Origin of the sequence: Marinomonas sp. SBI8L (genome assembly GCF_001624705.1) — a bacterium.
GTDB lineage: Bacteria > Pseudomonadota > Gammaproteobacteria > Pseudomonadales > Marinomonadaceae > Marinomonas.
Map to the genome: position 1 here is coordinate 1 of NZ_JSEO01000027.1, position 4,071 is coordinate 4,071.

Here is a 4,071-nt window from a genome sequence, read left to right on the forward strand (position 1 = left end):
CTGGGTGTGTAAGCGTTGTGAGGCGTTGAGCTAACCAGTACTAATTGCTCGTGAGGCTTGACCATATAACGCCAAAATGGTTTAGCGTTATATTACGATAAAGCTGGTTTGAGGCTTGGTTATCGTTAACTTCTCTAATAAAGAGAAAACTATTCAGAAAGTTATTGTTAAAGACACCGTATTCGAGTGTGAATGAGCCGTCTAAAGAGACATTAAGACTCATAAACCTCAAAACAGTTTTCTTGATAATCATAGAGTCGTTGAACCACCTGATCCCATCCCGAACTCAGAAGTGAAAAGTGACATCGCCGATGGTAGTGTGGGAGGTCCCATGTGAGAGTAGGTCGTTATCAAGATTGAATTATAAAAAGCCTGATCTATGATCAGGCTTTTTTTTGCCTGAAATTTATCGAAAGACACATCATGAGCAACCTATTTCTCGTTCCCATGGTCCTCAGGCTGTGAAAGTATTCTTGTTATAGTATGTTGATAGTCCTGAGTTAGGTTGATTATCGTCATTATGAATAAAAGCTATCGAAAAACTGAGAATCGAGCACAATTTTCCTTGTTTATTGATCACCTCGATCAGCACATCTCTGATACGAATCCAGTGCGAGCAATTGATGCTTAATAAAAAGCGGCAGCTTTATATCAGTAACTCAAAGGACTGTAGAAGTTGTTTTAAAAAAGATCAGTGTTTGGCTCAAGGAACAACTCGCCGAAAGCTGTATCGTAGCGAATACGAGTCTGTTGTTGATGAACACAAAAGAAGAATGGAGTTTTATGGAAAAGGTAAAATGAAGCAGAGAGGTGCACTTGTAGAACACCCATTTGGCACATTGAAAATGAGAGCTGGATGGCAACACTTCCTTGTTAGAGGGTTTAAAAAGGTCAAAGGAGAGTGGTCATTAATGAATCTAGCCTACAATTTTACCCGTGTGCTAAATATTATTGGTATGAAGGGTTTTAAAGCTTACTGCCAGTAGAAAAAGTATTCTTTAACCTCCTCAGAGGAGCCTCAAAGCCTTTAAAAAAAGATGCTCTCTGTAATCTTCATAAAGGGTTCTTAAACTACAGAAAAGCTTTTTGCTTCATAAAAAGTCATTGACGTTAATTCTTTCACAGCCTGTCCTCCGTGGGAGTGCATACTCGCCAGCTCTGTTGACGTTAGAGCTAAGGTGCCCCTCTAAACAACATTTGAATATTAGAGTAGATCTCGTGGTTAGCACTTCTTGATAATCACAGCGTCGTTGATTGATCCCATCCCACTCCCCGAAAAGTTACAGAAGCAACCCTTTATTAGAAATGCTACGTATCAGCTAGCTGTTATTAGGCCTAATCTTATATGTACACCTCGTTTAGATTGAAATTGAGCTATGTCGAAATCTATTTAGAATCAATTGGTTACACTGTTTTTTTGTGTTATAGATTAATCACATCTTAGTGTGGGAGGATTTAGGTGGAGCGATTTTTTTCGATTGATACAATACTACTTTAGCGTTTATATTAAAGTCGATTTTTGTTCGATTCTGCTCATTTTTATTAATATGAGAAGAGCTTATTGAATGCTTAACTGCGTTTTCTGGCATAATCTTCAAGGGAAAATATGAAGTTCTATAAACCTGATCAATACCAGGCTGCTTGTGAAGCATTGTTTCTTCAGGTTAAGTCGAAAGTGTTAGTGTTGCTTCCTCATGCTCGGGTGGAGCATATAGGAGCATCTTCCATTCCGTATGCTGTTTCCAAAGGTGACTTAGATATTTTTGTGGGCATTAAAGCCGATGAGTTTGAGAGTTCGGTTAAGCTACTCTCTTCTCTGGGTTTTCAAGAGAAAGTTGATACGTTAAGAACGGCTGAGCTTTGTATGTTGGAATCTATTTCACAGGAGGATGTCGCGCTTCAAGTTGTAGTAAATGGGTCTGAGTTTGAATGCTTTTTGAAATTCCGAGATCTTCTTTGTGCTAATGCAGATCTGGTAAAGCAATACAATGAGCTTAAATTGTCCTGTGAAGACTTATCTCAGGATGCATATCGAGAAAAGAAATCGGTTTTTGTTGAATGGGTTTTAGCTAATAGGTAATAAGTAAGCGTCTAATTTCGATGGATGATTGCTTGTTAATTTGTCTACTGTTCACATCTCTTCAAACATAAAAGGATCTTATGTTTCATTTTAGAAAAGCATCTGTAGAGGATGTTACCCAAATAGCGTTAATTCATGTCACCACTTGGAGTGAAGCATATCAAGGCTTAATGCCTGAAGCTTATATCAAAGGTTATAACTTAGAACGCCGCGAGAAACTATGGCATAAGATAATATCTGAAAGCTTAGCTGAGGTTCTAGTGGTTGAAGTGCTTTCTGAAAAGCAGACTTCTTTATTGGTTGGTTTCTTAAGTTATGAAAAAGTTCATGTCTGCGAAAGTCAGTTAAATCGCTGTTTTAGCTTATCTTCTTTATATGTGATGCCTAAGTACCAAGTTTTCGGTGTCGGTCGTGGCCTTTATCAAGCTTTTGAAAAGAAGTTATTGGCAAGTGTTGGCAGTGCGTCAGCAGAAGTTCGGTTATGGTGTCTTGACTTAAACTTGAGTGCGCTTAATTTTTATAGGTATATGGTTTTTTATGAAACTGGCGAGCAAGTGAAAGAAGAGAGCCCTAGTGCATGTTTAATTGATCTAGAGATGGTTAAAGCTTTGGTTCATCAAGAGATGGAAGGTGAGAGGTTTTAATTATGAGTCTTGATATTAAGTCTTTGTTCATAGGTTATCTTGCTCAACTTGAAGTTATTGTGGCTAAAGTGCCTGTAGATATTTTTCCTCTGTCTTTATCTGATGATATGTTTTCTCTTGAAATGAATGCAAAGGTGGCAGCTAACTTTTTATTGAGGGGCTACTGTCCACTAGTAGGTATTGAATTAGTCTCCTTTTATTCAGAGGTTTCAGGAAAAGGGGCGGTACTTGAGCAAATAATGAAGACGAAAGAACTCTTAGAACAAACTGTTGTGATTGAGCACCTAGATGATAGTAAAGCGCTAGCAGATAAAGCTGGTTTTAATGAGATAGTTTTACCTTCATCCGAGTTTATTCACAAATATATTATCCCTAATTTTTCATTTCATATGAGTATGGTGTATGCCATAGCAAGAGCGCATGGTGTTGTATTAAGTAAGGGAGATTATGATGGTCTTCATTCTTACCCTACAGATTTTTCGTTTGTACGTACTTAATTAATGAATATAAATAGAAAGGTGATGAGATGGAGTTCATATTACTTGCAGATGATCCTTTGGCTTATAAAGAAGTAGCCAGTTGGTACTTTGTGCAATGGTTGTCGAATGTCCCAGATATGACAGTGGGGAGAGTAGAGTCAAAGCTAGCGACTTATACGAATCGAGATAAGGCGCCATTATTGATGTTGGCAAAGTTAGATGGAGAGTTAATTGGTGCAGCCGAACTTAAAATTCATGAAATGGACATTTACCCTGATTACGAATACTGGATAGGGGGTGTTTATGTAAAAAGCTCAGCAAGAGGGGAAGGTGTTGCTACACGTTTAGTTCAAGCTGTTATTAATCAGGCAAAAAAATTTGGAATAAAAAGGCTTTATCTACAGACTGAAAAGCTTAATGGCGGTATCTATGCGAAAGTAGGGTTTAGTCTTATTGAGCAGGTAGATTATAAAGGCCACTATGTGTCAGTTATGCAGGCTGATTTAACCTAATTAAGAGTTAATAATGTCTTTAAACTGACATATTTACTTTGTGATAGGAGCTTGGTTCCTCAAAATGACTTGTGGGGTAAAAACTTTTGCATAATTTTGATTTAATTGAAAATAATGCTTGCCATAAAATCTGAGATGTATATTATACGCATCCACTGACACGGGGTAGCAAACAAAGCTTACACCGACAGCTTACCAAGTAAGCGACTACAAACAGAACATTGTTTAGTAAGTCAGACGCTCTTTAAAATAGTTAATCAGATAATTTGTGTGGGCACTCGCTAGAGACTTCAGCAAGTTGTTCGAGTTGTTAATTGTTTATTCAATTGATGTTCGAATGACTACAAAAAAATTGA

Annotated in this window: 5 protein-coding genes and 1 rRNA gene; all 6 read left to right on the plus strand. The window is 37.5% G+C overall.

Annotated features, from left to right (window positions below; all coding sequences use genetic code 11):
- The first annotated feature begins 241 nt into the window (after window positions 1–241).
- The 6 genes from rrf (at window position 242) to OA91_RS23700 (ending at window position 3,715) form a co-directional block, all read left to right on the plus strand.
- Window positions 242–356, plus strand: a 5S ribosomal RNA gene (rrf, locus tag OA91_RS23675).
- A 267-nt stretch (window positions 357–623) separates the two neighbouring features.
- On the plus strand, window positions 624–986 hold the full coding sequence (locus OA91_RS23680; protein ID WP_231870450.1) for a transposase: 363 nt from the start codon (window positions 624–626) through the stop codon (window positions 984–986).
- Window positions 987–1,606: 620 nt separating this feature from the next.
- Complete coding sequence (locus tag OA91_RS23685) at window positions 1,607–2,080, plus strand: GrpB family protein (RefSeq protein ID WP_063340065.1); 474 nt, start codon at window positions 1,607–1,609, stop codon at window positions 2,078–2,080.
- Between the two features lie 80 nt (window positions 2,081–2,160).
- Complete coding sequence (locus OA91_RS23690) at window positions 2,161–2,724, plus strand: GNAT family N-acetyltransferase (RefSeq protein WP_063340066.1); 564 nt, start codon at window positions 2,161–2,163, stop codon at window positions 2,722–2,724.
- Between the two features lie 2 nt (window positions 2,725–2,726).
- The gene (locus tag OA91_RS23695; protein WP_063340067.1) at window positions 2,727–3,221 is read left to right on the plus strand and encodes a DUF1993 family protein; all 495 of its coding nucleotides are present in this window, start codon (window positions 2,727–2,729) and stop codon (window positions 3,219–3,221) included.
- Between the two features lie 29 nt (window positions 3,222–3,250).
- Window positions 3,251–3,715 carry a GNAT family N-acetyltransferase gene (locus OA91_RS23700; RefSeq protein WP_063340068.1) on the plus strand — a complete coding sequence of 155 codons (465 nt, stop codon included), beginning with the start codon at window positions 3,251–3,253 and terminating at the stop codon, window positions 3,713–3,715.
- Window positions 3,716–4,071: the final 356 nt, after the last annotated feature.